Raw genomic sequence first — 5,424 nt, forward strand, 5'->3', positions numbered from 1 at the left:
GATCAAGGAAGTTGCAACTTCCTTGATCACCGAAGGGGAGGGGGTCAGAGCCAGGTGGGGCGCGGGCCGGTGCCGGTGCGGAAGCGCCCGGCCTGCTCCCAGGGCTCCGGGCCCGTCACCGCGCGCAGCGCCCGCAGCTGGGCCCGGGCGGTCGCCAGGCGGAAGCGCCGGCGCGGGCCGCGCGCACCGCGCCCGGGCGCACCGGCCCACGGCGCCACCACCGGGGACAGCAGCAGCTCCGCCGCCCCGGTCAGCCCCGCGTAGAACGGCGCCTCCGCCCGGCTCAGCCCCGGCGGGGCGAGCAGGAAGCGGCGCAGGTCCGCAGGCACCGGCTCCAGCACCGGCGCGAACCCCGCCAGCGCCTCGGCCAGCTCCGCCTCGCTCGCCGGGAGGTCGCGCGCACCCAGCGCCCGCGCGCTGGGCGCCCACTCGCGCACGTACGCGTCCGGCCAGCGCCGCCCGAACCGGGGGGCGAGGTCCACGCCCAGCTCGCGGTGCGCGGCGAGGAACGCGTCGGTGAAGGCCAGGTGCACCCAGCGCAGCAGGTCCGGGTCGCCGGCCGAGTACGCGCGCCCGTCGGCGGTCGTCCCCCGCACCCGCCGGTGCACCCCGCGCACCCGGGCGCACTCGCGCTCGGCCAGCTCCGCCGAGCCGAACGTGCACACCGCCAGCCACCGGGCCGTGCCCACCAGCCGCCCCCACGGGTCGCGCCGGTAGTCCGAGTGGCCCTGCACCCCCGCGAGCGCCAGCGGGTGGGCGGCCTGCCCCAGCAGCGCCACCAGACCGCCGACGAGGGTGGGCAGCCCACCGTGCACCGCCCACACCACCCCGGCCGGGTCGAACCACCCGTCGCGGCCGCCCACCACGGCGACCTCGCGCACCCAGTCCGGCGTCCCGCTCGGGTCGCCGGCCACGCGGGCGCGGAAGGTGCGCCGCACCCGCTCCAGCGGGCCGGGCGCGCCGGGCCCGGCCGGGCGGGTCACGAGGCGGCGCGAGCCTCGCGCTCGCCGGCCAGCAGGTCCTCCAGGACGTCGGCCAGGCCGTCGTCGTCCACGTCACCGGTCACCTCGTCGGCGACCGCGCGCACCTCCGCGGGCGCGTTGCCCATCGCCACGCCGCGCGCCGCCCACTGCAGCATCTCGACGTCGTTGCGCCCGTCGCCGACCGCGATGGTCGCCGCGCGGGGCACGTCCAGCCGCGAGCGCACGTCCTCCAGGGCGCTGGCCTTGGTGACGCCGTCCGGGGCCAGGTCCAGCCACGCCGTCCAGCCCACCGAGTACGCCACCCCGTGCAGGCCGATGCCCGCCACGAGCTCCCCGAACTCCGCCGAGGTGTGCTCGGGGCTGCGCACCACCACGCGCATCACCGGTTCGTCGAACATCTCCTCGAACGGCACGACCTCGACCTCGCCGGTCAGCTCGCCGTCCGGGAACGGCCCGGTGACCTTGAAGCCGCGGCCCAGCACCTCCACCGCGAACAGCCCGGTGGGGATGCTCGCGCGCAGCGCCTGCGCGGCCCGGGAGGCGTCGAAGGTGTGCAGGGACACCACCCGGTAGCCCTCCGGTTCCGAGCGGTCCAGCTCCACGGTGACGGCGCCGTTGCTGCACACCAGGAACCCGGTGTGCAGGTCCAGCCGCTGCAGCACCGGCAGCACCCCGTGCAGGGAGCGGCCCGTGGCCACCACCACGTGCGCCCCCGACGCCGCCACCCGCTGCACGGCCACCCGCACCCGGTCCGACAGCGCCTCGTCGTGGTCGACGATCGTGCCATCGACGTCCAGCGCGACCAGCGCGCCCCGCATCCCCCCGTTCACCCGGTCGACCCTAGTTCCCGCCGGGGCGGGTGGCCCGGCGAGGCGCGCGGCACCACCCGTCCGGGCGCCGGTCCCGACCGGGACCCGGACGGGGGCTCAGGCGTGGGCTCAGGCGGGGGTGAGGACGTCCAGCCCGAGGTGCGGGCGCAGCGCCTGCGGCACGCGCACCGAGCCGTCGGGGAGCTGGTGGTTCTCCAGGAGCGCCACGATCCAGCGGGTGGTGGCCAGGGTGCCGTTGAGGGTCGCCACCGGGCGGGTGCCACCCTCGCCCTCGGTGCGCTCGCGCACGCCCAGGCGGCGCGCCTGGAAGGTCGTGCAGTTCGAGGTGGAGGTCAGCTCCCGGTAGGCACCCTGCGAGGGCACCCACGCCTCGCAGTCGAACTTGCGGGCCGCGGAGCTGCCGAGGTCGCCGGCGGCGGTGTCGATGACCCGGTAGGGCACCTCGACCGCGGCGAGCATCGCCTCCTCCAGGGCCAGCAGCCGCTCGTGCTCGGCGGCGGCGTCCTCGGGGCGGCAGAAGGAGAACATCTCGACCTTGTGGAACTGGTGCACGCGGACGATGCCGCGGGTGTCCTTGCCGTACGAACCGGCCTCGCGCCGGTAGCAGGCCGACCAGCCCGCGTACCGCTTCGGGCCCGCGGACAGGTCGAGGATCTCGTCGGCGTGGTAGCCGGCCAGCGCCACCTCGGAGGTGCCGGTGAGGTAGAGGTCGTCCTCGGCCAGCCGGTACACCTCCGCGGCGTGCGCACCGAGGAACCCGGTGCCCGCCATGACCTCCGGCTTGACCAGCGTCGGGGTGATCATCGGGGTGAACCCGGCCTCGAGGGCGCGGGCGACGGCCATGTTCAGCAGCGCCAGCTCCAGGCGCGCGCCGACGCCGGTGAGGAAGTAGAACCGCGAGCCGGACACCTTCGCGCCGCGCTCGGTGTCGATGGCGCCCAGCAGCTCGCCCAGTTCCAGGTGGTCGCGCCAGGCGGCCAGGCCCTCGGGCGGCTGCGGCCGCTCGCCGACCTCGCGCAGCACGACGTAGTCGTCCTCGCCGCCGGGCGGCACGCCGTCGGCGACGACGTTGGGGATGGAGCGCATCGCGGCGTCGAACTCCTGCGCGGCGGCGTCGGCCTCGGCCTGGGCGGCCTTGACCTGCTCGGCGAGCTCCTTCACCCCGGCCAGCAGGGCCTGCTTCTCCTCGCCCTTCGCCCTGGCGACGTCCTTGCCGCGGGACTTCTGCTCGGCGCGCAGCCGCTCGAACTCGGAGATCGCCCCGCGGCGGCGCACGTCGGCGGCCAGCGCGCGGTCCACGGCCGCCTCGTCCTCGCCGCGGGCGCGCTGGCTGGCGCGCACGGCGTCGGGGTCGTCCCGGAGCAGTCGCAGGTCGATCACGCACCGACCCTAACGGAGCGCCCGCGCCCGCTGCGCGCTCGACGGGAGCGGCCCCGGTAGCGTGGCCGGGTGACGGCGGGCGACGTGCAGGGGGCGGGTGCGCTCCTCCTCGCGCCGGTCGTGCTGCTGGCCGTGCTGCTGGTCGTGGTGAGCGGGCTGCTGGTGCGCGAGCGGCGCACCGGCCGGCGACTGCGGGCCCTGCTGGCGGAGGTGTCCACCCCGGCGCTGGCGCAGGCGCCGCCCGCGCGGCCGCGGGCGGCGATCGTGGTGAACCCCTCCAAGTTCGCGCACCTGGACGAGAGCGCGCGCCGGCGGCGGCAGGCCTACACGGCGGCGGCATTCCGCACCCACGGCTGGGAGGACCCGCTGTGGCTGGAGACGACACCGGCCGAGCGGGGCACCGAGCAGGCCCGCGCGGCGCTGGCGCAGGGCGTGGACGTCGTGCTGGCCGCCGGCGGGGACGGCACGGTGCGGGCGGTCGCCGAGGCGATGGCGGGCACCGGGGTGCCGATGGGCCTGCTGCCCGCCGGCACCGGCAACCTGCTGGCCCGCAACCTCGACGTCCCGCACGCGGACCTGACCGCCGCGCTCGACCTCGTGTTCTCCGCCCCGGACACCGCCGTGGACGTGGGGTGGCTGGAGGTCGACCGCACCGGCGACGACCCCGCTCCCGAGCGGCACCTGTTCCTCGTCATGGCCGGCCTGGGGTTCGACGCGGCGATGATGGCGGGGGTCGAGGACCGCCTGAAGCGGCACCTGGGCTACGGCGCCTACGTGGTGTCGGGCGCGCGGGCGCTGTGGGGGCCGCAGGCGCGGGTGAAGGTGCGCGTGGACGACGGTGAGCCCGTGGGCGTGCGCACCCGCGCCGTCATCGTCGGCAACTGCGGGCGGCTGACGAAGAACCTCGTGCTCATGCCGGACGCGCGCGTCGACGACGGGTTCCTCGACGCGGTGGTGCTCTCCCCGCGCGGCGGGATCGCCTGGGGCGAGGTGGCGTGGGCGATCGTCACGCGCGACCGGCGCGGGCAGCGGCGGGTGCAGCACCTGCGCGGGCGCAGCATCGAGGTGAGCTGCGCGGAACCGCAGGAGGTGGAGCTGGACGGCGACCCGATCGGCACCGCGCTGCGGATCCGGGTCGCGGTGGAGCCCGGCGTGCTGCTGGTGCGCTGTCCCCCGCCCCGGGGCTGACCGCCCCGGCGGCCGGACGGGTGGGCCCCCTGCGCCGTTCGGGGAGAACGCCTCCCCGGCGGGCTCGGGGACGGCACAGTCGTCGGGTGCCCGCCGCCGCCCCGGACCGCCGACGCGCGCCCCGGGGGCGCCGCCCCGCGCTGCGCGCGCTGTTCTCGGGCGCGCTGGCGCTGGTGCTGGCGGTGGGCGTGCCGGCGCTGGAGCGCACCGGCCTGGTCGACGGCGCGGGCGTGGCGGCCGCCGGGCCGCGGCGCTTCCCCACGCCGGGGCACGAGTCCACCGGCAGCCCGCTGGGGCACCCGGAGCCGGTGGCGGTGCCCAGCGCGTCCTGGTCCGCCGGGGCGCGCGGCGCGGACGGCGAGCCGGCCCGCTGGGACCCGTGCCGCCCGGTGCACTACGTGGTGAACCCCGAGGGGGCCCCGCCCGGCGGGGAGGCGGTGCTGGCCGCGGCGCTGGAGCGGGTCTCGCGGGCCACGGGCCTGCGCTTCGTGAGCGACGGCACCACCGACGAGACGGACCGCGCACGGCCGTACGACCCGCAGCGCTGGGGCGACCGGTGGGCGCCGGCGCTGCTGCGCTGGAACGTGCCCGTGGAGGCCGCCGAGGACGCCGCCCGGGGGCACGGCGCGAGCGGGCGGGGCACCGGTGAGCAGGGCGCCGGCGAGCAGGGCACCGGCGGGGTGGTGCTGGGGCGGGGCGGGCCGGTGCTGGCCCGCACGTCCTCGGGGCGGGCGGTCATCGTGTCGGGTTCGGCGGGGGTGACGGCGAGCGCCCTGGGCGACCTCGGCGACCCGGCGGTGCGCCGGCGGGTGCAGGCGGTGTGGCTGCACGAGCTGGCGCACGTGGTGGGCCTGGGGCACGTGGAGGACCCCGCGCAGCTGATGGACCCGGAGTTCACCGGGGTGGCGGGCTTCGCCGCGGGGGACCTGACGGGCCTGGCCGCCCTGGGCGGGGGCCCGTGCCTCGGCGAGGTCTGACGCTCCCCCACCCCTCCCGCCCCCCACAGCCCTCGGTGATCAAGGAAGTTGCAACTTCCTTGATCA

5 protein-coding genes are annotated in these 5,424 nt (G+C 77.7%); 2 read left to right on the forward strand and 3 right to left on the reverse strand.

Annotated features, from left to right (window positions below; all coding sequences use genetic code 11):
• Positions 1-44: 44 nt before the first annotated feature.
• The 3 genes from ACRYM0_RS20120 to serS all read right to left on the reverse strand — a co-directional run bounded on the left by ACRYM0_RS20120 (position 45) and on the right by serS (position 3,193).
• A complete protein-coding gene (locus ACRYM0_RS20120; RefSeq protein ID WP_432507623.1) occupies positions 45-983 on the reverse strand; it encodes an oxygenase MpaB family protein in 939 nt (312 codons plus the stop codon).
• Entirely contained in the window at positions 980-1,813 is an 834-nt protein-coding gene (locus ACRYM0_RS20125) for an HAD family hydrolase (protein ID WP_432507624.1), read from the reverse strand. The genes ACRYM0_RS20120 and ACRYM0_RS20125 overlap by 4 nt, the downstream gene beginning before the upstream one ends.
• A 108-nt stretch (positions 1,814-1,921) precedes the next feature.
• A complete protein-coding gene (gene serS / locus ACRYM0_RS20130; RefSeq protein WP_432507625.1) occupies positions 1,922-3,193 on the reverse strand; it encodes a serine--tRNA ligase in 1,272 nt (423 codons plus the stop codon).
• Between the two features lie 69 nt (positions 3,194-3,262).
• Between serS and ACRYM0_RS20135 the strand changes: the two genes are divergently transcribed.
• Positions 3,263-4,381, forward strand: coding sequence for a diacylglycerol/lipid kinase family protein (locus ACRYM0_RS20135; protein WP_432507627.1), 1,119 nt, complete (start codon positions 3,263-3,265; stop codon positions 4,379-4,381).
• 86 nt (positions 4,382-4,467) lie between these two features.
• Positions 4,468-5,358: a peptidase gene (locus ACRYM0_RS20140; protein ID WP_432507629.1), complete on the forward strand. Its 891-nt coding sequence runs from the start codon at positions 4,468-4,470 to the stop codon at positions 5,356-5,358.
• The last annotated feature ends 66 nt before the right edge of the window (positions 5,359-5,424 follow it).

Source organism: Kineococcus arenarius subsp. arenarius (assembly GCF_050871845.1).
Lineage (GTDB): Bacteria > Actinomycetota > Actinomycetes > Actinomycetales > Kineococcaceae > Kineococcus.